12 protein-coding genes are annotated in these 24299 nt (G+C 70.8%); 5 read left to right on the top strand and 7 right to left on the bottom strand.

The features are described 5' to 3' along the window. Window position 1: 1 nt before the first annotated feature. From OG246_RS34090 to OG246_RS34080, 3 genes are read right to left on the bottom strand one after another with little or no spacing between them, the layout of a single operon-like run. Entirely contained in the window at window positions 2-358 is a 357-nt protein-coding gene (locus OG246_RS34090) for a phosphopantetheine-binding protein (protein ID WP_266472308.1), read from the bottom strand. Further along, window positions 348-4838 (bottom strand): beta-ketoacyl synthase N-terminal-like domain-containing protein, encoded by a 4491-nt coding sequence (locus OG246_RS34085; RefSeq protein WP_266472306.1) that lies wholly within the window; start codon window positions 4836-4838, stop codon window positions 348-350. The genes OG246_RS34090 and OG246_RS34085 overlap by 11 nt, the downstream gene beginning before the upstream one ends. Window positions 4839-4843: 5 nt before the next feature. After that, window positions 4844-12019: a type I polyketide synthase gene (locus tag OG246_RS34080; protein WP_266472300.1), complete on the bottom strand. Its 7176-nt coding sequence runs from the start codon at window positions 12017-12019 to the stop codon at window positions 4844-4846. Between the two features lie 584 nt (window positions 12020-12603). Between OG246_RS34080 and OG246_RS34075 the strand changes: the two genes are divergently transcribed. The 3 genes from OG246_RS34075 to OG246_RS34065 all read left to right on the top strand — a co-directional run bounded on the left by OG246_RS34075 (window position 12604) and on the right by OG246_RS34065 (window position 17312). Further along, window positions 12604-13713, top strand: coding sequence for an FAD-binding oxidoreductase (locus tag OG246_RS34075; RefSeq protein ID WP_266472296.1), 1110 nt, complete (start codon window positions 12604-12606; stop codon window positions 13711-13713). A gap of 208 nt (window positions 13714-13921) precedes the next feature. Further along, complete coding sequence (locus OG246_RS34070) at window positions 13922-14890, top strand: aldo/keto reductase (RefSeq protein WP_266472293.1); 969 nt, start codon at window positions 13922-13924, stop codon at window positions 14888-14890. 526 nt (window positions 14891-15416) lie between these two features. Next, window positions 15417-17312 (top strand): RICIN domain-containing protein, encoded by a 1896-nt coding sequence (locus OG246_RS34065; protein WP_266472291.1) that lies wholly within the window; start codon window positions 15417-15419, stop codon window positions 17310-17312. A 56-nt stretch (window positions 17313-17368) separates the two neighbouring features. On the opposite strand, the gene OG246_RS34060 is transcribed toward OG246_RS34065, so the two are convergent. Then, window positions 17369-17992 carry a DUF4232 domain-containing protein gene (locus OG246_RS34060; protein WP_266474923.1) on the bottom strand — a complete coding sequence of 208 codons (624 nt, stop codon included), beginning with the start codon at window positions 17990-17992 and terminating at the stop codon, window positions 17369-17371. Window positions 17993-18343: 351 nt separating this feature from the next. Next, window positions 18344-19726 (bottom strand): serine/threonine-protein kinase, encoded by a 1383-nt coding sequence (locus tag OG246_RS34055; protein WP_266472289.1) that lies wholly within the window; start codon window positions 19724-19726, stop codon window positions 18344-18346. 46 nt (window positions 19727-19772) lie between these two features. On the opposite strand from OG246_RS34055, the gene OG246_RS34050 reads away from it, so the two are divergent. Next, window positions 19773-20324: an RNA polymerase sigma factor gene (locus OG246_RS34050; RefSeq protein ID WP_266472287.1), complete on the top strand. Its 552-nt coding sequence runs from the start codon at window positions 19773-19775 to the stop codon at window positions 20322-20324. A gap of 189 nt (window positions 20325-20513) precedes the next feature. Next, window positions 20514-21467, top strand: coding sequence for a hydrolase (locus OG246_RS34045; protein WP_266472280.1), 954 nt, complete (start codon window positions 20514-20516; stop codon window positions 21465-21467). A gap of 50 nt (window positions 21468-21517) precedes the next feature. On the opposite strand, the gene OG246_RS34040 is transcribed toward OG246_RS34045, so the two are convergent. Both OG246_RS34040 and OG246_RS34035 read right to left on the bottom strand, forming a co-directional pair. Beyond that, the gene (locus OG246_RS34040; RefSeq protein ID WP_266472276.1) at window positions 21518-22870 is read right to left on the bottom strand and encodes a jacalin-like lectin; all 1353 of its coding nucleotides are present in this window, start codon (window positions 22868-22870) and stop codon (window positions 21518-21520) included. A gap of 43 nt (window positions 22871-22913) precedes the next feature. Then, on the bottom strand, window positions 22914-24290 hold the full coding sequence (locus OG246_RS34035; RefSeq protein ID WP_266474921.1) for a glycoside hydrolase family 43 protein: 1377 nt from the start codon (window positions 24288-24290) through the stop codon (window positions 22914-22916). Window positions 24291-24299: the final 9 nt, after the last annotated feature.

Genomic DNA, 24299 nt, shown 5'->3' with positions numbered 1-24299 from the left:
GTCAGCCCACCTCCGCGACGGCGAGCGAGCCCACCACGTAGCCGACGAGGTCGCCGACGGTCAGCGCGATGATCTCCTCGAGGCCGCGGTCGGCTATGAACGCGGCGAAGTTGACGCGCTCGCCGTAGAACTCGCGCAGCTGCGCCGAGAGCGTGACGAGGTCGATGCTCTCCAGCTCCAGGTCGTCGTGGAACGACGTCTCCAGGGTGATCTCGGAGTCGTCGAGCCCGTACTCCTCCAGGACGGTGCGCAGGATGGCCGAGATCTCCGCGAGTACGGTCGCCCCGTCCGGGGTCGATCGGGGTGCGGCGCCTTCGAGTGTCGACCGGGGTGCGGCGCCTTCGAGTTCAGTGGTCATCTTCGTTCTCCTGATCGTTGACGGCCGTCCAGGCCACGACGTACTCCTTGCCGGGGTGGCCGGACGGCTGGGGGGCGGTCAGCTCACAGTGCCGGACGCGGTACTCCTCGCCCGCGGCACGGACGGTCAGCAGGGTGCCATCGGCCGCGGTGATCTCGAACTGCTTGGGCTCGCCGCCGAGTCCGGTGCCGCGCGCCTTCGCGACGGCTTCCTTGGCGGCCCAGAACCGGGTGAACCAGAGCCTTTCGGCGGTGTCCCCCGTGAGTGCGCGGAGCAGTTCGCGCTCGCGCGGGGTGAGGGCGACGGCGAGTGTGCCCTCGGGGCGTTCGATGACTTCCTCGATGTCGATGCCGCAGGGCCCGTCGGTCCTGGCCATCGCCACGGCGGTCTCGCCGCGGTGGGCGAGGGAGACGTGCAGCGCGGGCAAGGTCCTGCCGTAGCCGCCGGTGACGAACGGGCGGCCCGCCGGGTCGTTGCCCACCCGAACCTCGGCGGGGAAGACCGGGCCCGCACCGCCGTCCCACATCAGATGCCGTACCGCGTCCTTGACCGCGATCCGCCCGAGCAGCCACTGCCGTCGGCCGCGGGGGGCATGCGCCGCGTACTGTTCGCGCTCCTCGCCCGCCAGGATGTTCCGCATGATGAGTTCACGGGTGGCCAGGTCGGGCCACTGCTCGTGGACCAGTGCCCAGCCGCCCGGCTGCATCAGGGACAGGGTGTGGAGTTCGGGCTCGCGGTCCGCCGCGCGGATACGCGGATTGCTGTCGAAGCGCCGGTCCTGCCAGCCGGTGAACTCCGCCCATACCCGCCCCCGGTGGACCAGTTGCATATCCGCTTCGAGCATGGCGTCGGTGACGGACGTGATCCTGATCAGGCATTCCAGCGGTTCGCCGGGGGATGGGTGCGGTCCGTGGAAGCGGATCTCCTTCATACCGACGGGGAACACGGTGGTACGGACCGGAAGGCTGGACATGATCCAGTAGCCGAGCAGCTGCCCCACGTTGTCGAGCAGCGCCCCCGGCGCCGGCGGGGTGACGAGGACGCCACGCACATGCCGGTCCCCGATCGCGGTCAGCTCGCTCACGCCCTGGAACCGCGGGCCGTGGAACATCCAGCGGCGGGCGTACAGCTCCGCCGCGGTCAGATCGGGCTTCCGCTCCTGTGCCGCGTGGAAGGTCCAGGGCGCAGCGGGATCGAACTGCCCGTGGTCAGGGGCGAGTTCGACGACGGCCCGCGCGTACGAGCCGAGCGAGGCGGTGACCCGGTCCGGGTGGTCCGGGCCCTCGGGAACGATCCGTACCGGGATCTCGACCGGCGGAGTGGCGGTGACCCACTGATGCAGCCGTACGTCGTGGACGGCCACCGCGCGCCGGCCGGGTGCGGCCCGCTCGGCGAAGTCCATGAGGTGGGCGATCACCGTGGTGCCAGGGACGACGGGCCAGCTGTCGGCCGGTTCGGCCTGGGCGGGCTGCTTGAAGAAGCAGTGGTCGAGGAGGTACGGCATGGCGTCGACGGAGACGTGGAGGGTGGATTCGAGGGGGCGGAGCGGACGAGGCTGGGAGTCCGGTTCGGCGGGGGTTCGCGAGGCGGTGATGCTTGGCGGGCCGGGGCGACGCTTGAGGCGGCTCGCCGTCACCACGTCCGAGGCGAGTGCGGTCGCGTCACGCAGCAGAGCGGACAACTCCGCTCCCAGTAGGCCCTGTTCGCCGAGTTCGGCCATACTCGGGCTCGCCTCCGGGCCGGGCGTCCGGTGCCGGGTCAGCGCGGCTCCCACCCGGCGGCGCGTCTCCGCGTCGAGGGACACCATCGCGCCCCCGAGATCCAGCTTGATCGGACGGCGCCGTCGCACAGGAGCCGCGGTCTCGGGCATGCCCAGCAGCGTCGCGAGCTCCGGCGACGCTCCGTCCGCCCACAACGCGCTTGCCACCCGGTGCAGTTGGGGAAGCCCCGCCCGATGAGGCGAGTGCGCGGGGACGACGAGGTGCTCGCGCCCGTGCAGTGTGTCGGCGATGAGCGAGCCGAGCTGTCCGGCGCCGAGCTGGACGAAGGCGCGGAAGCCCGCCGCGTACATGGTGTCGACCAGCGGCCGGAAGCGGACCGGTTCCAGCAGATGACGGGTGAACAGGGCGCGGATCGCAGCGGGTTCGGCCGGGTACGGCGCGACGGTCGTCGCGGACCACAGCGGCAGCCGCGCCGGATGCAGGGAGTAGGCCTCCGACGCCTTCCTGATCGGATCCAGATACGGCTCCAGCATCGGCGTGTGGAAGCCGGAGCGGAACGGCAGGATCTGCGAGATCACCGCCCGGGAGCGGAACAGGTCGACGAGCTCTCCGACGGCGGTCTCCGGGCCGCAGATCATCGACTGGTTGGGGGAGTTGTCGTGCGAGAGCACCACGTCGCCGCGGCCGGACAGTTCCCGCAGCACCTGCTCCGCGGGCGCGCCGATCGCGGCGAAGGCAAGGCCGGGAACGCTCAGTTCGTCGGGGTCGAAGCCGGCGAGGAAGGCGTCGACCTCCTCCGCCGCGTGGATCCCGGCGGCTGCCATGGCCGTCCACTCACCGAGGCTGTGTCCGGCGAGCGCGTCCGGTACGAGACCGAGCCGTCGCAGCGCGGCGTCCAGGAGCCGGCCGAGTTCGAAAACGCCGGTGCCCTGTCGGCCCACGTCACCCACGGTGGCGTCGGCGACGTCGGGCAGACCGAAGTGGCGTGCAACATCAGTGGAGTTGGGGGTGAACTCGGCCTCCAGGCCGGGGAAGACGAAGGCGAGCTTGCCGCCGCCGGGGCCAAGGAGCGGGCGCGGCACGAACCACACGTCGTTGCGTCCTCGCCAGCCCTTGCCCTTAGCGACCGCCTTCCGCGCCAGTGCCAGCCGCTTCGCCGTGGGCCCGACGACGGCGAGCCGCACCGGGTCCGCGCCCGACGTGGCCGCACGCTCGTCGAGACCGGCGGCGAGGAGCGTCGCGTCGTCGCGGTCAAGGAGTGCGGCCATCGCCTCGGTCGTCGGCGCGGTCAGCCGCAGCACCCGCTCCGGCTCGTACACCTCCACCTTCGCCCTGGCCGCGACCTGTTCGAGCACCACATGCGCGTTGATGCCGCCGAACCCGAAGGCGTTCACAGCCGCGCGGCGTACGGGCTGCCGGGTGTCGGTGTGCCAGGGACGGGCGGTGCCGATCGGGGTGAACCGGGTGCGGGCAAGCGCTGGATGCGGGTCGTCGCAGTGCAAGGTCGGCGGCAGTACCCCGTGGTGGACGGCGAGCGCGGCCTTGACGAGCCCGGCAACGCCCGCGGCGGGCATGGTGTGGCCGATCATCGACTTCACCGAGCCGATGACGGCGGCTGGTTCGTCCGAGTCGACGTCACCCGGCCCGAACACCTCGGCGAGCGTGGTGAGTTCGGTGCCGTCACCGGCCGGGGTGGCCGTGCCGTGCGCCTCCAGGAGCCCGATCGAACCGGGTGCGGCGGGGTCCAGCCCTGCGGCTTCCCAGGCCTGCCGGACCGCGCGGACCTGACCGCCCGAGTCGGGGGCCATCAGACTGGTCGTACGTCCGTCGGAGGCCACGCCGGTTCCGGTGATCGCGGCGTAGACCCGGTCGCCGTCCCGCTCGGCGTCGGCGAGGCGCTTGAGGACGACGACGCCGGTGCCCTCACCGATCAGCACCCCGTCCGCGCCCTTGTGGAACGGCCGGATGCGCTCGCTCGGCGAGAGCGCCCCGAGCTGGCTGAACACACTCCAGAAGGTGATGTCGTGGCAGTGGTGCACGCCGCCCGCGAGCATCAAGTCGCAGCGCCCGCTGGCGAGTTCGCGCACCGCGTGGTCGACGGCGATGAGCGAGGAGGCACAGGCGGCGTCCACGGTGTACGCGGGACCGCGCAGGTCGAGCCGCCCGGCCAGCCGGGACGCGGCGAGGTTGGGCACGAGTCCGATCGAGGACTCCGGCGCCTCCGGCCCGAGCCGGTCGGTGAACGCCTGCCGTACCGCCTCCAGTTGGTCGGCGCCGAGGTCGGGCAGCAGCTCGCCGAGGGTCCGTACGAGCTGGCTCGCGGTGCGGACCCGCTGGTCGAGCCTGACCAGGCCGGGGGTCAGATAGCCACCGCGCCCGAGTACCACCCCGATCCGGTGCCGGTCGGCGGGCAGCCGGTCCGCGCCGCCCGCGTCGGCGATGGCCTGCGCGGCCACCTTCAGCGCGATGAGCTGGTCGGGCTCGGTGGCCGGCACCGCCGCCGGCATGATCCCGAACTCGGTGACGTCCACCTCGGCCAGCTCGTCCACGAAACCGCCGCGCCGGCAGTAGACCCGGTCCGCACGGGGCTCGGCGCCGGGCGCGTAGTGCTCGTCGGTGTCCCAACGGCCCGGCGGCACCTCGGTGATGGCGTCCACGCCGGAGACCAGGTTCTGCCAGTACGTGGCGAGGTCGGGGGCGCCGGGGAAGAGCACCGACATGCCGACGATGGCGATGGGTTCGGCGCGCGTTCCTGTCACGCTTTTCACCAGCCGGAGGCGGTGTAGACGACGGCGGTGTCGCCCTCGGGACCCCAGGCCAGTTCGCGCAGCAGGCTCATGGTGCCCTCGTCGGGGTCGATGAGCTGGATGCCGCGACCCGCGTAGTGCCGCATCAGCTCCGGCGAGACCATGCCGTGGTTGTCCTCGCCCGTCGGCGCCCACGGGCCCCAGTGGACGGTGAGTCCGCGGCGGTCCGTGCCCGCGCGAGCCCAGCGGGTACCGAGGGTCTCCAGGGCGTCGTTGGCGGCGGCGTAGTCGGACTGACCGCGGTTGCCGAGGGTCGCCGCGATGCTGCCGAACAGCACCGCGAACCGGGGTCCGTCCGGCAACTCGTCCACCGCGTCCAGCAGTTCGAGCGCGCCGTCCACCTTCGTACGGAACACCCGCTCGTACGACTCCGGGCTCTTCTCCGCGATCAGCTTGTCCTCGATCACACCCGCCGCGTACACGACGCCGTCGAGCCTGCCGTGCTCGGCGTGGATCTCCTTCACCGCCCGGTGTACGGCGTCGCCGTCCAGCGCGTCGACGGCGCGGTACCGCACCTGGGAGCCGAGCCCGGCGAGCTTGCGCAGGGTGCCGCGCACCTCGCGTTCGGCCTGGATCCGGCCGATCGCCCGCTCGATCTCGGCCGGCACCCGAAGCCCGCCCGCGATGAGCGCGGCCCGCAGTTCGCCCGCGGTGACCGCCGCCGCGAGGGCGGGGTCCTCCTCGCCCTCGGGCAGCGCGGTACGGCCGAACAGTTCGATCCGGCAGCGGCTCGCGCCGGCGAGGGTGGCGGCGAAGCGTGCGGTGATCCCGCGTGCGCCTCCCACCAGGAGCACGACGGACTCCGAGTCGAGGCCGAGTGCGGCGGCCTCGGCGGCGCCGTCGCCGGCCGGGCCCGCGCCCGTGCTGCCGAGCAGACCCAGACCCTCCTCGGCCATGCGCAGTCCGCGGCGGGTGCCGGGCGAGCGCAGCACGACCGGTTCACGGTCGGGCGCGGTGAGTTCGGCGAGGAGATCGGCGGCGATGTCCTCGGGCGCGGTACCGGGGGAGTGCTCGACGACCCGGGCGACCGTGTCGGGGTACTCGCGTGCGATCGACCGGAAGAAGCCACGGAGCCCGGCCGAGGCACCGGCGGCCAGCACCCAGCGCGGGTTGCCCGCCAGCGTGCGCTGGTACACGGGGAAGACGTCCGGCAGGACGGGCGGGGCGTCCGGTGCGACGAGGTGGACGAGTCCATCGAAGGTCCGGTCGGCCGGGGGCTCGTCGGCGGTCAGTGTCTCGGCTCCGTGCGCGGAGAGGCGGGCGGCCAGTGCGTCGGCCACCGGCCCGTCGCCGAGCAACAGGAAGGTACGGCCGGTGAGTTCGCCGTCGGTGGGCGCGGGGGCGGCCGGGGTGAGGTCGAACTCCTGCATGACTAGACGCTTGGGGGCTACGACGACGGGGGCGGGGTCGACCGGGGTGGTTTGCGGGGCTTGGGGCTCGGTTGCCGCACCCGCACCCGCACCCGCGCCGGCCCCGACAGCGGCACCCGCGCCGGCACCGATAGCTGCCTCGGCCGCCGCCCTCCCGCCGGTGGCCGGTCCACCCGCGGGTATCGCCCCGCCGCCGGCGGCCAGGGCCTCGGCCGTTCCGGCCGTCCCCGCCGCCTCACCCCGAACGCCCGCCACCAGCGCGGCGATCCCCGCGGCGGTACGTGCCTTCGCCAGCTCCTCCACGTCGGCATCACCCGTCGCGGTCAGGCCCAGCCGCCCCGCCAACTCCCCGGCGATCTCAGCCCGTTTGATGGAGTCGACGCTGAGGTCGGCTTCCAGGTCGAGGTCGGGTTCGATCATGTCGACGGGATAGCCGGTGCGTTCGCCGATCACGTCGAGAACCAGCGCCAGGACGGACTCGGCGGTCGGTACGGCGTCAGCGGCGGCGGTGTCGGCCGGAGCCGGGGCGGGAGTCGAACCCGGTCCGGTGACGCGCTCGACCAGCGCGGTGATGGCGGCGGCCGTGCGCGCCTTGGCGAGTTCCTCGATGTCGGTGTCGGCCGTCGCGGTCAGGCCCAGCCGCCCTGCCAACTCACCGGCGATCTCAGCCCGTTTGATGGAGTCGACACTGAGGTCGGCCTCCAGATCGAGGTCGGGTTCGATCATGTCGACCGGATAGCCCGTCCGCTCACCGATCACATCGAGCACGACCGACAGCACCGAGCCACCCGCGGGCACCGCCGCCGCGACCGGCAGCTGCTCCGAGGCAGGCCGTGGTGCCGGGATGGCAGGGAGCGCGGTGACCGTGACGGGAATGTCCGTGTACGTGACCGGGGCCGGAGCTGCGGGCCGTACTCCCGGATCCGCCCCCAGATACCCGAGCATCACATCCCGCTGAGCGGCGATCATCTCCCGGCTCGTCCGCAGGAACTCGCTGATCAGGGCCTCGGATCCGGTGGCGGCCACCGGCGCGGCTGACGTGCTGTGGGTCACGAGGGCCTCCGGGACACACTGGGCGGGATGGAGAGCGGTGGCGGGGAGCGCGCCGTCCGCCGTGCGGAGCAGATGGCCGTCGACGGTCCAGGCGGCGCGCTTGCGGCGCGGAGTGCGGGCGTCGGCGGCGATCGCGTCCCGGCCCTGGAAGAGCCATGCGGTCCTGATGTCCGCACCGGCGACGGCCAGTTGGGCGAGTGCGCCGAGGAAACCGGTCAGCCCGGTGCGCGGGCCGTCCTCGAGGGCGACCGTCCGGTGCGGCCGGTCGCCGAGGATCCTGCCCACCAGCCGGGTCAGCACCGAGCCGGGCCCGGCTTCGACGAAGAGCCTGGCTCCGGCCTCGTACATGGCCTCGATCTGGTCGGCGAACCGGACCGGTGCGCCGATCTGGGCGGCCAGTTCGGCCCGGATCGCCTCGGGGGTCTCGGGGTAGGGCTCGGCGGTGCGGTTGGACCACACGGGGAAGTCGGTGACGTCGATTGGGACGTCGGAGAGGACCTTGGCGAACGTCTCGCCGGCCGCGGCGACGAGCGGGCTGTGGAACGCGCAGGCCACCGGGATCCGCTTGGCGCTCAGCCCCTGGGCCCGCAAGCGCTCAACGGCGGTGAGCACGTCCTCGGTGGGGCCCGAAATCACCGTCTGACGAGGCGAGTTGCGGTTCGCCGTCACCACCGATCCCGCGAGTCCCGCCTCCGCGAGCGCCGCCGCCACCTCCGGCTCGCCCCCGGCGACGGCGGCCATGGTGCCGGGGTCGCCGTCGCCGGTGGCCCCCAGGATGGCGGCGGCCCGGTCGCGACTGGCCCGCAGCAGTACGTCGGGTGCGAGGGCGCCCGCCGCGGCGAGGGCGGCCAGCTCTCCGTAGCTGTGTCCCGCTGCCATCGCGGGGCGCACACCGGCCCGTGTGAGGAGCTGGTGCGCGGCGAGTCCGGTGAGGCCGAGAGCGGGCTGGGCGACGGTCGTGTCGGTGATCCGCTCTTGCTGCTCCTTGCGGCTCTTCTCGTCGAAGGCGGTCGGCGGGAAGAGCACCCGGGCCGTCTCCTCGTCGAGCCGCAGATGGCGCTGGAGCTCGGGGAAGGCCACGAACAACTCGGCGAACATCCCGGGCCGCTGACTGCCCTGTCCGGGAAAGAGCAGCGCCAGGTCGCCCGGCTCCGTGTCATCGGCTGCGAACAGGCCTTCCTTCGGGGCGTGTTCACCCGTCACGGCACGGCGCAGTAGTGCCGCAAGTTCCTCGGTCGAACCGGCCACGATCGCGATCCAGGCCCGCGCGCCACGAGCGGCGACGGACTCGGCGCGCCGGGACGCGGCGAGTGCGAAGTCCCTCAGCCGCCATGGCTCGTACGGGCCGGGGTCCGCCTCCACGAGTGCGAGCAGGTCGGCGACGGCCCGTACAGCAGTGGCGCGGTCCGTACCCCGGAAGGTGAACAGCTCGGCAGGCCACTGCTGGGCCGAGGTGACGGGCGGCGGACCGTCCTGGTAAGCGCGCAGGACGACATGGAAGTTGGTGCCGCCGAAGCCGAAGGCGCTGACTCCCGCGACCCGTTCGGCCGGAGGCGCCGCCCAGGGGCGGGCCTCGGTGTGGAAGGCGAACGGGCTGCTCTGCGCGTCCCAGGCCGGGTTCGGTTCGGTGAGGTGCAGGGTCGGCGGCTTGACGCCGGTGTGCAGGGCGAGCGAGGTCTTGATGAGCCCGGCGAGTCCGGCGGCGCACTTGGTGTGCCCGATCTGCGACTTGACCGAGCCGAGCGCGCAACTGCCCGGCAGGGCACCGGCGTCCTCGAACACCCGGGTGAGGGAGCCGAGTTCGGTACGGTCGCCGACTACGGTGCCGGTGCCGTGCGCCTCGACGAGTCCCACCTCGGCGGGTGAGACACCGGCATTGCGGTAGGCCCGGGCGAGCGCGTTGTACTGACCCTCCGGCCGGGGCGCGGTGAGACCGAGCGCCCGGCCGTCGCTGGCGCTGCCGACGCCCTTGATGACCGCGTACACCCGGTCGCCGTCCCGCTCGGCGTCGGCGAGCCGCTTGAGTACGACACAGCCGACGCCCTCGCCGAGCGCGATGCCGTCGGCCGAGCTGTCGAAGGGGGCGGAGCGGCCGGAGGGCGAGAGGGCGTGGGCGGAGGCGAAGAGCAGGTAGTCGTTGATGCCGTTGTGCAGATCGGCGCCGCCGCACAGCACCAGGTCGCTGGTCCCGCTCACCAGTTCCTTGCACGCCACGTCGACGGCGGTGAGGGAGGAGGCGCAGGCCGCGTCGACGGTGTAGTTGGCGCCGCCGAGGTCGAGGCGGTTGGCGATCCGGCCGGAGATGACGTTGGCCAGGATGCCGGGAAAGGAGTCCTCGGTCAGGTGCGGCAACTGCTCGTCGAGCGCGGGCGGCAGACCCCCGAGGTAGGACGGCAGTACGGAACGCAGCGTCATGGCGTTCGACAGGTCGCTCCCTGCCTCCGCGCCGAACACGACCGACGCGCGGGCCCGGTCGAACGCCCGGCTCCCGTAGCCGGAGTCCTCCAGAGCACGGCGCGCGGCTTCGAGGGCCAGCAGCTGCACGGGCTCGATGGCGGGCAGTGAGGCGGGCGGAATCCCGTACCGCAGCGGCTCGAAGGGGATCTCGGGGAGGAATCCGCCCCAGCGGGACGGCGTCTTCTCGCCCGCGCCGTCCGGGTCGTGGTAGAGATCCGCGTCCCAGCGGGTCGCGGGTACTTCGGTGACCGCGTCCTCTCCGGCGAGGACGTTCGCCCAGAAGGTGGCGAGGTCGGGGGCGCCGGGGAACATGCAGGCCATGCCGACGATGGCGATGTCCAGCGGCTCGGGGGCGGGCGGAGCGGCCGGTTCCTCGATGCCCAGGCCGCGCAGCCGTGCCGTGAGGAAGTGTGCCGCGCCGGTGGTGACCGCGGTGTGCAGCGCGGCGAGGGTGGTGACCCCCGAGCGCAGCACGGCGACCTCACCGGCCATGAACATGCCCTCGGCGAGCTGCCGTTCCTCGCCGACCGCGCTGAGCCCGCCGTCGGTCCGCTCGATGCCCTTGCTGGCCAGCCGCAGCCGCCCGACATTGAGCTGCTCCAACTGTTCCCAGGCCTCGCGGCCGGGTATCCCGCGGGTGGCCAGGTCCTCCTTGACGGCGGCGAACTCGTCGGTGAACGGGCTGCGCACGCAGCGGGTGGCGTGACCGGGAGCGGTCTCCAGAAGATCGGTGCGCTCGGCATCGATCACCTGCCGCTGGAACAGGGGCAGCACCGCGCCCGCGGTCACGGCCTCCTCGGTGAACAGGTACGCAGTGCCCATCAGCACGCCCACCGCGGCACCCCGCGCACTGAGCGGCGCGGCGAGGGCGGTGACCATGGCGGCGGACCGCTCGTCATGCACGCCGCCCGCGAACAGGAGTTGCAGCTCGGCAGCCGTGCCCTTCTTCGCCCCCGTGAGGAAGTCGTCGAGCACACCGAGCTGCGCCTCCCACAGCGGGAAGCTGTTGCGCGGCCCGACATGCCCGCCGCACTCGGCGCCCTCGAAGATGAACTTGCGCGCACCCGCCTCCAGGAACTGCTTCAGCAGCCCGGGCGAGGGCACGTGCAGGAACGTCGAGATGCCCACTTCCTCCAGCGCGGCGGCCTGCGCGGGACGGCCGCCCGCGATGATCGCGTGAGAGGGGCGGATCTCCCGTACGACGTCGAGTTGGGCGGTCTTGATCCCCTCGTCGGCGAATCCGAGTACGCCGACCCCCCACGGCTTGTCGCCGAGCGAGTCCCGGGTCTCCTCCAGGATGGCGCGGGTCTGTTCGGCGCCGGAGAGCGCGAGGGCGATGAAGGGCAGCGCGCCCGCGCCGCTCACCTCGGCGGCGAACGCGGCCTGGTCGCTGACGCGGGTCATCGGGCCCTGGGCGACCGGCAGTCGGGTTCCGAGAGCGAGGCTGCCCGCGCCGCCGGGGGCGAGAGCGGGGCCCGCGTTCTTCAGGGTGTCGAGGACCGAGTCGCGTACGCCGCGCACCGCCGCGTGGACGGTGCCCCACTGTTCCTGGAAGCGGGCCGCGAGGAAGCCGTCCTGGCCGATCTCGGGGGCCGGGGCGCCGTCCTCGGCCGGGACGGCGCCGGGTCTGCGGCGCCGTACGACGCGCCGGCCGTCCTCCACGGTGGTCTCGGAGCCGTCAAGACCGGCGAGCAACGCGGTGGTCCCGGCGGGCAGTTCGGCCTCGGTTTCGGCGAGCAGCGCGAGCTGGGTGTCGAGCACGACACCGGCGCCGCCACCGGCGACGACGGCCGCCGCGGTGTGCGGTCCGGCACCGCCGCAGGCCCAGACCGGCAGGTCCAACTCCGGGTCGGCGAGCAGCTGTTGCACCAGCACGAAGGTGCTCAGTTCGCCCACGGGACCGCCGGCCTCGTGGCCCCGGGCGATCAGTCCGTGAGCCCCGGCGGACGCGGCCCGCAGAGCCTGTTCACGACCGGTCACCTCGACGAGTACGCGGCGGCCGGGGAAGTCGGCGGGCGTGCACAAGGCGTCGGTGGGCAGCAGGACCGTGTGCACGCAGGCGGGGAGATCCTGCGCGGGAAAGGCATCGTTGTCAGCCACACGTACGCCGAATCCGGCGGCCGACCACTCCTCGGCGAGCGTGAGTTGAGCCGCGGCACGGCGTCCACCCGCGGTCAGGTCGAGCACGCCCAGGCCACCGGCTTGTACGGCGGCCGCGGTGAGCCGTGCCGACGCGACGGCGAACGGGTTCACGGCGATGACGATGTCTTCTACGGCAAACAGCCCGGAAGTATCAAAATTCGGCACAGGCACGCGAACGCTCCAAATCACACAAGTGTGAGGAATGGTGGGGGAGAGCGCTGGAACGCGCAGCGACTTCGGTGCGCGGCACGCTCATAGTCATTGCGCACACATGTGAAAGTCAAACTCTCAAAGGGGGGTTGGCGTGCGGGATTTAACGTCGACGACACAGCTCTGAGGGCCTGACTTACCAGCTGGTAACCCGGCTTCCACCGGGAGCACACATGGAGCTGGGGAGTCGTTCACACCTGTCCACCTTCGTCCCAACTAGTCTGACGCGAAGCTGACTTGACGGATCGTCAGAAACTAGTACCCAGGGACTGCTTGAACAAGGATGGTTTTCGGTCAGGTAAATTGAACATGCAACATGTTTTACCTCGTATAGCCGAAACCCACCCTTACGTAATAAGGGTGGGATCCGATTCGTAGGCGTTAATCCGATACTTCGGCGTTAAAGGGGGAGCCCCGCCTGTCGGCGCGGCAGCAGCGGCAGCAGGCGGGGCTCCGGGAAGGGGGCTTTCGTGGGGATCGGGTCCGTGAAGCGGCCTGAACGTGTTGCTGTCATCGGAGTGGGCATCCTGGGAGCCAGCGTGGGCTGGAACCTGTCCCGGCGCGGCGCCCAGGTGGTCTTCATCGACGCAGGCCGGCCGGGCGAGGGCGTCACCAACTGGTCCTTCTCGTGGGTCAACGCCAGCAACAAGACCTTGCGCAAGTCCTACTTCGACCTGAACGTCGCGGGCATGGCGGCCCACCGTGAGCTTGCCGGGGCCATCGGGCCGGACTCATGGTGGTATCCCAGCGGCCACCTGCGCTGGACGGACGATCCCGCAGCGCAGGCGAAGCTCCTGGAAACAGCCGAACTGCTGGACAGCTGGGGCTACCGGGTCGAGGCGTACACGGGTGCGGAGGTTCGCCGTCACCTCGAGCCTGCTCTCGCGATGCCCAGCGAGGTTCCAGTCGTGTTGTATCCCGACGAAGCGTGGGTGCACGGACGGCATCTCGTCGGCCGCCTGGTCGGTCAGGCCGTTGCCTCCGGCGCCGAGCTCCGGTCCGGCACCGTGGTCCGTGACATCGGCACCGGTGCCGACGGGAGCGTCCGGACAGTTGCTCTGGCCGATGGGAGCCGTCTCGACGTCGACGTCGTCGTGAACGCGGCAGGCCCCAGCGCCTCCCACGTCGCCGGGCTCATCGCACGGCACTTGCCGATGCGCCGGGAACCCGGCATGGTCACCCGGATCGGCTGTGCTCAGATCCCGGTTCACCGGGTCATGCACGCGCCCCACATCGAGATCCGTCCTGACGGAGACGCCTCCATGGTCCTCCACAGCCGCGAGATCGACGCACTCATCGACACCGGCGAAGAGCCGGCGCAACTCGCACGGCTGCTCCACGAATCGGCGCGGCACGTCGTTCCGGAGCTCGGCAACTCCCGTATCGCACAGACACGGGTGGCCTTCCGGCCCATCCCGGCCGACGGATTCCCCTCGGTGGGAGCGGTGCCGTCTGTGCCGGGCTACTACGAGGCCGTTTCCCACAGCGGCATCACGCTCGGGCCGGTGATCGGCCGGCTGCTCGCCTCGGAGATCCTCAGCGGGAGAAGAGACGAGATGCTTGCGGACTTTCGCCCCGAGCGGTTCCTCCCGTGACAGCGGTGGGTGAGCGCCTGCCGGGTGGCGGTTCCCCCATCAACCGGGCGGTGACCGCCCGACGGCGCGGGACAACGCGCGTCACAGCGACGGCCGTGCGACTAAGGCGTCCGCGATCGGGAATGGCTCCCCCGAAGGTCTTGACCGCGGCCCACCACGGCCGCTGTGCCGAGCCTCCCCCCCACCGCCGTTGAGAGCAGGAGTGAGCATGCAGTACGTGAAGCTCGGTTCGACCGGCCTGGACGTGTCCCGGATATGCCTGGGCTGCATGAGTTTTGGGATTCCCGACCGTGGCGTCCATGAGTGGACCCTCGACGAGGAGGCGTCGCGCCCGTTGATCCGCCAGGCGCTGGAAGCCGGGATCAACTTCTTCGACACCGCGAACGTCTACTCCGACGGCACCAGCGAGGAGATCGTCGGCAAGGTGCTCGCGGACCTCGCGCGCCGTGAGGAGATCGTCATCGCCACCAAGGTGAACGGTGCGATGCACGAGGGCCCCAACGCACGTGGTCTGTCCCGCAAGACGATCATGACGGAGATCGACAGCAGCCTCCGCCGACTGGGCACCGACTACGTGGACCTCTACCAGATCCACCGGTTCGACCCCGCGACTCCCGTGGAGGAGACGATGGAAGCCCTGCACGACGTGGTGAAGGCGGGCAAGGCCCGGTACATCGGGGCGAGTTCGATGTACGCCTGGCAGTTCTCCAAGGCTCAGTACACGGCGCGGCTGAACGGCTGGACGCGGTTCGTGTCCATGCAGAACCACTACAACCTCCTCTACCGGGAGGAGGAGCGCGAGATGCTGCCGCTCTGCGAGGACCAGGGCGTCGGCGTACTGCCGTGGAGCCCGCTGGCCCGAGGCCGGCTCACCCGCGACTGGGACGCGGTCACCGCGCGCAGCCGGGCCGATGAGTACGGTAAGAGGCTCTACCAGGAGGGCGACCGCGAGATCGTCGACGCCGTCGCCCGGATCGCCGCCACGCGTGAGGTCCCGCGTGCACGGATCGCCCTCGCCTGGCTGCTGCAGCAGAACACGGTGACCGCCCCGATCATCGGCGCCACCAGGCCGCACCACGTCGAGGACGCGGTCGCCGCGGTCTCCGTGGAACTGACGGAGAAGGAGATCGAGGAACTGCAGCAGCCGTACGCGCCCCGAGCGATCAAGGGCCACTGACCGCGGGATGCGGCAACCCGCGTCCGACGGCCCGGCTGCCCGGTGACGCGGCGAATGGAAAACGGCATTGGGAGCGCTCCCAATGTCCTGCATTGCATGGGCATGCCAGGGTGTCATTGACGGTCGGTCGCCTTTTGGGCGGATGGGTGTTCGCCTGGTGGGTGGAGTGGTGAGTTCGGTGCAGCGGACCCGGCTCGGGCCGCTGCGGGAATCCGAATTTCATTTGCAGAGGCACCCGGACTGACCTTCCGTCAATATTCGCGCTCTCGAAGGAAAAGGGAAAATCGCGAGAGTGCTTGTTCCGACTCGTCACTCTGTGCAAAGGTGTGCGTTGTCGGCGTGCAGACAATATTCGCTTCCTTCTGTACGCATACGGTGCACTCGTCCGCCCCTCGCTTCACCAGCAGTGCCTGAGGTGGCTGTCCGTGGTGCAACCCCCCATGGGTAGTCCCTCCGCTTCGCCGGGCGGGCTACATACCCATTGGTATGGACTAATTCCTGCGTTACCTTTGGGAGGAAAGCGGACGTGAATGACGCGGCTCTGTCCAATTCTCCAACTCCCGCTCGTCTGTTCGAGGTATCGGATGAGCGGCTCGCGGCCGACCTGAAGAAGAGTCCGGGGAGCACGCCGGCGAACTATCCCGTCGGTGAACTTCTGGACCGGCACTGGGAAGCGGTCTTCTCTTACGCGCGACTGTGCACCGATGGTGTGCGCCCCGCCGGAATGCTCACCACGGCCGCATTCACCAGACTGTTCGGGGAATCGCTGCGGCAGACCGGGCCGACGGCCGCGTGGCGCCCACAGCTTCTGGTCGCGGTGCGCCGAATAGCCGCCGAGTGGCTCACGGACCGGCGGAGCGAACATCTCCATCCCGAACTGCGGCCCGGCCCCGACGGTGAGGAGCGGGCCGCGGCGCGGCTCCTTCCGCCGGAGAGCAGACGCCTGCTGGCCAGGGCGTTCCAGCGGCTCTCGGAGCCGGCCCGCTGCCTGCTCTGGCACACCGAGGCCGAGGCGGAGCAACTGCACGTGCCGGCCGCCCTGTTGGGCCTGGACGAGGACGACGCCGCCGTGGAACTGCGGCGGGCCCGCGAACGCCTGCGCGAAGGCTGCCTGGAAGTCCATCGCGAACTGGCCCCCGCGGAGGAGTGCCGCCGCTACAACCGCATGCTCGACGTGTCCCTGCGCCGCGGCGGCGGCGACCTCGACCCCGACCTGCGGCGCCACATGGCCAGATGCGCACACTGCCGTCACGCCGCCGACCAGTTGAACAAGTTCAACGGCCGACTCGCCCGCCCGCTCGCCGAAGCCGTGCTCGGCTGGGGCGCGCATTCCTACCTCGAAACCCGGCAGGGACGTGCCACCGCGATCGTGGAAGTGACCGAGGCCCCCGAGGCCGCGGCCACCGCCCAGACCGGACACTTCCCCCTTCCGGTCGAGGCCCCGCGCCCTCCGAGCTTCCCGCCTCGGCCCACGCCGCGCGGCTCCGCGCACACCGACTCCCGCCCGCCGACGCACAAGGCCCCCCGGCGCGCCTCCCGTCGCCGGAACGTCGCACTCGCCGTGCTGACCCTGAGCGCGCTGATCGTGGTCCCGCTCGTCGCGTGGGCCGGTCTCGGCTCCGGCGGGGACAGCGTGGCCGAGCCCAGTTCCGGCCCGGACAAGGCGCCCGGCGCGAACCCGTCCTGGATCGGATCCGGTGACCAGCCGATCACCACGGGAGGGCGGCTGCGCAACTCCGGCAACGGCCTGTGCATCGGCATCGTCGGCGACAGGCCCGTGAAGGGCGCGGAGACCCAACTCACCTCGTGCACCTCGAAGTCGGTCCAGCAGTGGTCGTACGAGGAGGACGGACAGCTGCGCAACGTGGCCGACCCCGACCTCTGCCTCGACTCCCACCTCGGCTACTCGGTCCAACTGGCCCCGTGCACGGGCGATTCCCAGCCGGACACCAAGAACGTGCGCTACGACTTCACCCTCCAGGGCGCCCTGGTGCCGCGCTGGAACCAGGACCTGGCCCTCACCCCCGCCTCCCCCGAGGAAGAAGCGGCCCTGGTCCTCAAGGTCCGCGAGGACGAGCCGGCCCAGCGCTGGACGCTCGACACCACCTCGCCCTCGCTCCAGCTCGAGGTGGTCAACTGGGGCGCCGACAGCGAGTCCAGGGCGCCCGCGGCCGACCCCGCTCCCACCCTCTCGAAGACACCGTCGCCCAGCACCACCCCCAAGCCCTCGGCGACACCTTCGACTCCGAAGGCGACCCCGTCGTCGGCGTCACCGACGTACGGCTCTTGCTACTACCCGTACAACTACTACTGCTCCGGGGACGGGCAGCACGGCGGGTCCGACTATGGCTACGGGGACGGCTACGGCTATGGGTACGGGGACGGCTACGGGAACGACGGATACGGCGGAGGTCACCGGTGAGCGGATCCTGAGCCTCCAGCCGCGCCCCGAGTGAGGGTGAGGGTGCGGGTCAGGAATCAGCTGCCCGGGCGCATGACCGTCAGGGACACCGACGAGGCGTTGCCGGAGACGGGCACCTTGCCCTGCGTCCACTTCACCTTGAGCGAGTCCTTCTCGTCGGGCGGTGTGACGAGCAGCGCGGCGGGAGTCGCCGTACGGGCCCCGCTGATCTCCGGGTTGGAGAAGGTGAGGCCAGCCCATGCCTGCTGCCCCGGAGCGAGCTTCACCGTCGTCGGTGACTCCGAGGAACGCTCGGGATCGGGCCCCAGCTGCTTGCCGGACGCGTCGACGAACGCCGCTCCGGGGAAGCCGCGCAGGGTGCAGGTGCGCTGAGAGGTGTTGGTCAGGACGATGGGGAAGTTCTCCTGCCCGGCGCCGGGATCGTTCCCGCCGACCGACGCGCTCAGCTCGGAGGTGTGGCAGCGGGCGCTGGAGGAGCCGGTCGTGGAAGAGGCCGGGGTGGTCGTGCCGGAACCGGGTGCGGTGGCGCTCTCCGTCGCTGCGCTGGTCGGGTCGGCGGCGGTGCTCCCGCCGGAGTCAGTGGTGCGGTCACCGGAGGCGGGCTGGGCCGTGCCCGGCAGTGTCTGCGGCGCACTGCTCGCGCCGTTGCCGGTACCGCAGCCGGAGAGCAGGCCCACCATCGCGATGCCCGCGACCAGCGCCGCCAGGCGAGCCGGGGTCGAGGTACGGCGTGCGGGAACCGAGCTGAGCCGGTCCGGGTCCGCCGTGCCATGCGGGAAGGTCGCCATCTCACCACTCCTTGAGAATCTCTTCGAGGATCACCGCACGCGTCCTGACGCGTGCGCACGGCGCCAAATGCCCCGTCATCAAGGTCCGATGCACCGGGCCACGGAAAAGTTCACGGGTTCGGCGAGGATTTCGAGCCAGGCCCATCACCGCACGGACCTCCGAGCCAGACCCTTCACCGCACGGACTTCCGAGCCAGGCCCATCAGCGCACGGACGCGGATCACGTAACTGCCCGGATGCGGATCAGGCTCCGACCCGCACCGAGTCGAGCACACTGTCCGTCGCGTCAGCGCCGTCGTCCTGCCGGATCTGCACGTACACCTGCGGCTGCCCGGCGCCGCCCGCCGGTGTGAGACCCGCCTCCGTGAGGGAGCCGCCGCTGCCCGGGCAGTCGTTCCAGGTCCGTATCAGCCCGCGCCAACGCGCGCTGGTGTACGTGCGGCTGCCGTCGTAGTGGCATCCGGTGTGCGTGATCGCGCCGACCTCGGCGGTGACGTCGCCGTGCTCGCTGAGACCGATGAACGCCCCGTTGACGCCGGAGCGGAGGTCCTGCCACTTCGCCAGATCGTCCGCGACGCCGAGACCGGGTTCCGTCCCGTCCCGCAGGCCCAGGGTCTGCGGATTCCATCCGGAGTCGCGCAGCTGACGGCCCCAGGCGCGGGGCACCTGGGCCGTGACCCGGCCGGAACTGTCCGCCACCTGAACGGTCTTGACGGCGGGCTCGCGGAGCACGAGCACGGCGGTGACACCGACCGCGCCGACGACGACCGTGGCGGCCAGGGAGATGACCACGGCCCGCCGACGGCGGCGCGGCCCGGCTGCCGCTCCGGGCGACACCTGGCCGGCCAGCCGCTCGAGCTCCGCCGCGAACCCCAGTGCGGTGGGCCAGCGCCGCTCGCGGTCGGGTTCCATGGCGCGCAGCAACGCCCGCTGGACGTCCGGGGCCAGATCCGTACGGAGCCGGTCCGGCCGTACGACCTTGCCGGGCGGCCCGGGGACCGAGCCCGTGACGAGGTGGTAGCCGAGGGCGCCCAGGCTGTACACATCGGCCCGCGCGTCGATCCCGGACCCGGGCTCGGCCTGCTCGGGCGGTGTGTAACCCGCCGAACCCGCCGCCATGGTGAGCCCGGACGCCTGGGCAAGACTCTTGGCCAGGCCGAGGTCCGCGAGCAGGACGCGGTCGGAGCCGCCGGGCGAGGTCCGCAGCAGCACGTTGGACGGCTTGATGTCCCGGTGCACGATGCCGGCCTCGTGCAGCGCGGCCGCTCCCCGGGCCGCTAGCGCCGTCAGCCGCAGGGCCTCGGCGACGGGCAGTGGACCTGCGGCGACCCGCTCGGCGAGGGTGCCTCCGTCGGCGTACTCCATGACGAAGTAAGGCCTGCCATCGGGGAGTTCACCGATGTCGTAGACCTGGACGACCCGATTGGAGTTGGCGCGGCGCAGCAGCCGGGCCTCGGAGAGGAAGCGTTCCCGGATGTCGAGGTGGTCGACCCAGTTCTCGGACAGCACCTTCACGGCGACGGCCGCCTCCAGCACGTCGTCGTGGGCGAGCCAGACGACGCCGAAGCCGCCGGAGCCCAGACGCCGGTCAAGACGGTAGCGGCCGATCCGCTGCAGGGAGCGCATGCGACTATCATGCCTGGCCTCTGATCGACCCCGAGGGGAGCATGCGGTGCAGGACGCGGCGGAGACCGAGGAGCTCGCGCTGCGCGCGGCCGCCGGTGACGGGGCGGCCCTTGACGTGCTGCTCCAGAAGATCCGGCCCGAGGTCCTACGGCGCTGCGGGCGCTTCCTGCCCTGCCGCGAGGACGCCGAGGAAGCGGCGCAGGACGTACTGCTCCAAGTGGCGCGGAAGATCACCACGTTCGAGGGCCGCAGCCGCTTCAGTACCTGGCTGTACACGGTGGTCGCCAACTGCGCCCGCCAGAAGTACCGCGAGCTGAAGCGCCGGGCCGCCGAGCAGCCGGCCGAGATCGACGCCTCGCAGCATGTCGACCCGCGCACCACGAGTGTGATCGCGGGGTCCCGGGTCGATCTCCTGGAGGCGCTGGAGCGCCTGGAGCGTGAACACCCGCATCTGGTGGCGCCGTTGGTCTACCGGGACATCTGCCAGCTGGACTACGCCGAGGTCGCCGAGCGCGTCGGTATCCCGCTGGGCACGCTCAAGTCCCGCTTGCACGAGGCGCGCAAGCAGGTCAGGCCCTGGCTCGCCGACGCTTCGTGACAGATCCGTGGGCCGGGGTAACGAGGCCGGGGTTGTAGGTAAGAGATCTACGTGAACTCGCGGCGGGGCCTGCCGGAGGTCCGGATCTTGTGGGTACCGTCCACCTTCGTGTCGAACGGCCCTTCCCCAACTGCCGTTCTACGCGCGCAGATCGGCACCCGCACTGCCCTCCCCCCATATCCCCCACTCATGGAGGAACGCAGGATGCTCGGCCCCACAAAGCCCCGTCAGGGACTCACCACCGCTCTCACGGTGCTCGCCCTCCTGGCCACGGGCGCCGCCCTTCAGGCGGCCACCGTCGCACCCGCCCACGCGGCGACCCCCCACCGCGTTCTGTTCGACAACGCCCACGCCGAGACGGCCGGCAACGCCGACTGGATCGTCTCCACCAGCCAGCCGGACCCCCTCGACGAGGACGCGTCGCCGTCCTCGGAGACCGACTGGACGGGTGCCCTCTCCTCCTGGGGTGTGGCGTTGCAGAAGACCGGCGACTACTCGCTGGACACGCTGCCCTCGGGCTCCGGTCTCACCTACGGCGGCTCCGCCGCGACCGACCTGTCGAACTTCGACACGCTGGTGCTGCCCGAGCCCAACACCCTCTTCACCACCGCCGAGAAGACCGCGATCATGTCGTTCGTCAAGAACGGCGGCGGCCTCTTCATGATCTCCGACCACACCGGCGCCGACCGCAACAACGACGGCGAGGACGCGGTGGAGGTCCTCAACGATCTGATGAGCAACAACAGCGTCGACAGCACCGACCCGTTCGGCTTCTCCATCGACTCGCTGAGCATCAGCTCCGGCTACCCGAGCGCGATCTCCGACAGCACCGACCCGGTCCTGCACGGCTCGTTCGGCACGGTCACCAAGAGCCTGATCGCCAGCGGTACGACCGCCACGCTCAAGCCGGGCGACAACTCGGCCGCCAAGGGGCTTCTCTACCGCAGCGGTTACTCGGGCAACACCGGCGCGTTCTTCGCGACCAGCACCTTCGGCAGCGGCAAGGTCGCCTTCTGGGGCGACAGTTCACCGATCGACGACGGCACGGGCCAGTCCGGCAACACGCTCTACGACGGCTGGAACGACACCGGCGCGACGAACGCCGCCCTCGCCCTGAACGCCACCGAGTGGCTCTCCTCGTGAGGTAGCAGCGGGGACCCCGCCACGCCCATCGAGGCGTGGCGGGGAACCGGTCAGCGCTGGGTGTAGATGAAGCCGATCTTGTCGACCTCGTCGCCCGTGCGGCCGTGGAAGCCGGCGATCTGCCAGCCGGACGGCGCCGTGCGGGTCACGCAGTCGGAGGTCGACGTGCCGCCGGCCAGGGTGCGGCCGAGGTTGGTGGTGAACTTCGTGTAGAAGATCCGCGTCTGGCTGTCCTTCACGCCCTGGCACAGCTGCGTCGAGGTGACGTACTCGCCGCTGCCGAGGGTGAGTGAGGAAGCGGTGCCGCCCGTGCCGCCGTGCGCGAGCGTCGTGCCGTTGCTCAGCGTCAGCGCCATCTGGTCGACGCGTGAACCGGCGCGCAGCGAGACGGTGGTGGCGCGGGCGCCGGCCGGCACGCTGTTCATGTCGGTGAAGTAGTTCCCGTGCGGGCCGCCGAACTGGTCGCTCAGCTGGAAGGCGGAGTTGCGCGACCAGGTGAAGCCGACCGTGATCGGGTCGTGGTCGGAGAGCATGAGGTTGCTGCCGGTTTCCAGGAACTTGGCGTGCTCGTTGTTGTACGAAGTCGCGTTGAGGGAGACCAGCTTGCTGCTGCGGTAGAGGACCTTGTCCACGACCTCGCAGGTGTTGGGCACGGTGGTCCCGGTCTGGTCGCAGACCAGCGCGTCGCTGCCCTTGGTAGGGGGCACACCGCCGCGGATCAGCTGCACCCAGGGGTCGGTGAGCCCGTTGGCGGCGGCGAACTCGGCGATGGTGTCGCCGGAGCGGGTGTAGCGGGTGTTGGTGTCGCCCATGACCACGACGGCGTTGCCCGCCGAGTGGCTCTGGATGAAGGCGGAGAGCTGGTTGAGGTTGTCCGCGCGCGAGGCGAGATCGCCGTCACTGGTACCGGCGTTGGTGTGCAGGTTGTAGAAGTCGACGTAGACGCCCTCGGAGAGGCGCTCACGCATGAACGTGAAGCCCTTGGGGGTCAGACAGTCGCCGGAGTCCAGCTGGCAGGAGTTCCAGCCGGAGCGCTCGAAGTCGTCGCCGTCGTAGGAGATCTTCGACAGGGTGTTGAGACCGCTGCCTATGCCCGCGCCCCCGCTGGTCGCGGTGCGATAGGCGTGCGCGGTGTCGGCGGCGTAGAGGTAGGCGTGGTAGTTGAAGTCCTCCTGCACCTGGACGATGTCGTACGGGGCGATCCGCTGGCCGATCGTCGTGGTGCTGGACTCACGGGGTGTGGGGGCGCTGGAGATGGCCTCGGGGAGTCCGGCGACGTTGTAGGAGAGCACGTTGAAGGTGCCCGAGTCGGCGGCCGCGGCGGCGGGAGCGGCCGCCGTGAGTCCGCCCAGGGTGGCGGCTGCCGCTGCCAGACAGGCGAGAAGTCTGCGGTGGGGTGACATGGGGATGTCTCCTGGGTACGAGGGGGGTCAGTAACCGTGGGGGTCAGTAGCCGACCGAGAACGTGGCGTCGGCCCTGGCTGTGGCGGTGGAGATGGGATCGATGCGCAGCACGTAGTTTGCGTGCCTGATGTAACGGTCCGGGTTGTTGTAGGAGCGGAAAGATGACCATGAGGTGTCGGCCAGGCCCGCGGTCCGGTAGAACGTGGCGTCCTGCGCGAACGCCGTCGTACTGTCGGTGGCGTCCAGCCGCAGCTCGTAGTTGTAGTGCCGCAGGTAGCGGGTCGGGTAGTTGACCGACTGGAAGGACACACCTGAGGCGTCGGCGAGACCCGGCACCAGCTTCCACTGCGAGTCGGCGAACGGGTCGAACGGGTACTCGTCGATCCGGCCGACGTAGGCGGAGTGGCGGACGTAACGGGCCGGGTAGTTGTAGGACTTGATCCGGTTCCAGGCCGGTGTCCCGTACCTCGCCACGAGGTTGTTGTACTCGGCCGTGGTGATCGACTGGATCGTGCAGTGCTTGGAGTTGAGCGGCTGGGTGTAGAGCCGCTGGTCGACCGCGGTCCAGGTGCCGGCGGCCAGGTCGGTGGACTGCCAGGCGTAGAAGACGCCGTTGGGCGTGTACGTGTCACCCCAGAGGTACCAGGCGCTGGACGTCAGGGACTTCACCAGGGTCGGGGCCTCGGTGCCGCCATGGGCGACCGGCGTGCTGAACACGGTGAAGCTGCCCGGGTTCAGGGTGGTGGACCTGGCGCCCACCAGCGTCTGGTCCTTCTTGAAGTACAGGTAGTTCACGCCGTTCACGCCGACGGCCAGGTCGCCGTCGATCACGTCGTAGCCGGGGTCGAAGAAGACCTGTGCGGCCGACGCCGTCACGAAGTCGGTCGTGTAGTTGACCATGATGACGTTGTGGCCACTGGAGTTGACGGCCGAGTAGATGATTCCGTACTGGCCGCGGCCCGCGTCCCAGTAGGCCTCGGGCGCCCAGCTGTGGGTGGCCATCTCGTGCAGCTTCAGCCGGCGGTAGCCCGTGAAGGAGCGGAGGTCGGCGGAGTCCCAGACATGGATGTACTGGCTCTGCAGGCTCCAGTCGGTGCCCTTGAGGTCGGTGGCGATCACCACGAAGGTGCCGTCCTGCTTGCGCATGATGAACGGGTCGCGCAGGCCGCCGGTGCCTCCGGTCGGGGTCACGACGGGGTTGTTCTGATTGAGCGGGGTCCACTGGAGCGAGTCGGTGCTGACGGCCAGATGCAGGCCGTAGTCGGCGCCGCTGAAGTCCGGAGACTCGGTGAAGTAGCCCATCACGTACGCGGTTGCGTCCGCGGCGCGGGCGGACGGGGCGCCGATGGTCATACCGGCGGTGAGGGCGGCCATCGCACCGAGCACACCACGGCGGGACGGGTTCGAGCCGTTGCTCATCCTGGTCTT

The sequence above is a fragment of the Streptomyces sp. NBC_00620 genome (genome assembly GCF_026341825.1).
Classification (GTDB): Bacteria; Actinomycetota; Actinomycetes; order Streptomycetales; family Streptomycetaceae; genus Streptomyces.
The sequence above is the reverse complement of the archived record's forward strand: the minus strand, read 5'-3'. Positions and strand labels throughout refer to the sequence as shown.

Bases quoted from the DNA above. Each gene is read 5' to 3' on its own strand.
- OG246_RS34090 (WP_266472308.1), bottom strand. From the start codon at position 358: ATGACCACTGAACTCGAAGGCGCCGCACCCCGGTCGACACTCGAAGGC.
- OG246_RS34070 (WP_266472293.1), top strand. From the start codon at position 13,922: ATGCAGTACGTGAAGCTCGGTTCGACCGGCCTGGACGTGTCCCGGATA.
- OG246_RS34060 (WP_266474923.1), bottom strand. From the start codon at position 17,992: ATGGTGGGCCTGCTCTCCGGCTGCGGTACCGGCAACGGCGCGAGCAGT.
- OG246_RS34055 (WP_266472289.1), bottom strand. From the start codon at position 19,726: ATGCGCTCCCTGCAGCGGATCGGCCGCTACCGTCTTGACCGGCGTCTG.
- OG246_RS34045 (WP_266472280.1), top strand. From the start codon at position 20,514: ATGGAGGAACGCAGGATGCTCGGCCCCACAAAGCCCCGTCAGGGACTC.
- OG246_RS34040 (WP_266472276.1), bottom strand. From the start codon at position 22,870: ATGTCACCCCACCGCAGACTTCTCGCCTGTCTGGCAGCGGCAGCCGCC.
- OG246_RS34035 (WP_266474921.1), bottom strand. From the start codon at position 24,290: ATGAGCAACGGCTCGAACCCGTCCCGCCGTGGTGTGCTCGGTGCGATG.